General features: G+C 56.9%; 1 protein-coding gene. It reads right to left on the bottom strand.

Annotated features, from left to right (window positions below; genetic code table 11):
* The coding region (locus ETC02_RS16635) for an IS110 family RNA-guided transposase (RefSeq protein WP_171698448.1) at nucleotides 1-977 on the bottom strand (977 nt) is incomplete at its 3' end.
* Between the last annotated feature and the right edge of the window lie 107 nt (nucleotides 978-1,084).

Genomic DNA, 1,084 nt, shown 5'->3' with positions numbered 1-1,084 from the left:
GTCAGGCCCGCCAACTTCACCAATTGGCGCGGGTCCCGATAATGGGCGAAGCTGCCGATCTCCGCCAGCAGATCGATGATCGTGGCGTCTCCCAACCCGTCGACCGTTTTCAACCATTGGTACTCCATCGTCGTTTGAACCAATGCCTTCAACTCGGCGTCCAGTGCAGCGATCTCCGCCTCCAATTGGCGGTATCGGCGGACGAGCGCGGCGATCTCAAACCGGGCCATCGCTGTCCCTTCCGTCACCCCAATCGAGTCCTTCGCGGTGTTGATCAACGCCTGAATTTTGGCCTTCTGCGGGCATTTCATCCCTTCGCTTTGCCGGTACACCTCAAGAAGCTCCTCCACCGTCCGGCCGGCCATATCAGCCGGAAGCGGCGTCCACTCCAACACCGAAAGCGCCGTTTTCCCCAAGTCACGAAACACGGTCCAAAACTCTGGAAAATACCGATCCGTCCAGCGGACGAGCGCGTTTTTCACCGCCGTCTGTTCCTTGCGGAGCTTCTCTTTGAGCGTGCTCCCCACGCGCAAATCGGCTTCAATCTCGTGCAGCAGCCGGGGAACGAGGAATCGTCCGTCTTTTGCCAGTCTGGCAATGACCAGGGCGTCTTTGGCGTCGTGTTTCGTCGGCAGGTTGTCATCGAGTTCTTTCGACCGGCACACATGCGCCGGGTTGACCATGACCAACGGGATCCCGTGCTCCTCGAGGAAGTAGGCCAGGTTCAACCAGTAGTGCCCGGTCGGCTCCACCGCGACGATCACCTCTGACTTCCCAAACGCTTGCATCGCCTCCTGAATCGCTTTATACAGCTGCTGAAACCCCTCTTTCGACTGGAAGATCGGGAACGACTTGCGAAGCACGCGCCCCCGGTCATCCACGAAGCAGGCGTAGTGGGTTCGTTTCGCGATATCGATGCCCACGACAAGCGTTTGTTCCGTAACTTGATCAATTTTATAGTTTTGTGTACAATTCATCTGAAGTCCTCCTTGGTATGGTGAGTGATGTGGTTGACACCCCTGCATCATACCAAGAGGGCTTTTTTTGATCAAGTCCCCGGAAAAGCTCCTAACGGGAATGCTCC

It is taken from the genome of Geobacillus sp. DSP4a (genome assembly GCF_013096875.1).
Taxonomy (GTDB): domain Bacteria; phylum Bacillota; class Bacilli; order Bacillales; family Anoxybacillaceae; genus Geobacillus; species Geobacillus thermophilus.
This window is presented reverse-complemented; position numbering and strand designations above follow the sequence as displayed.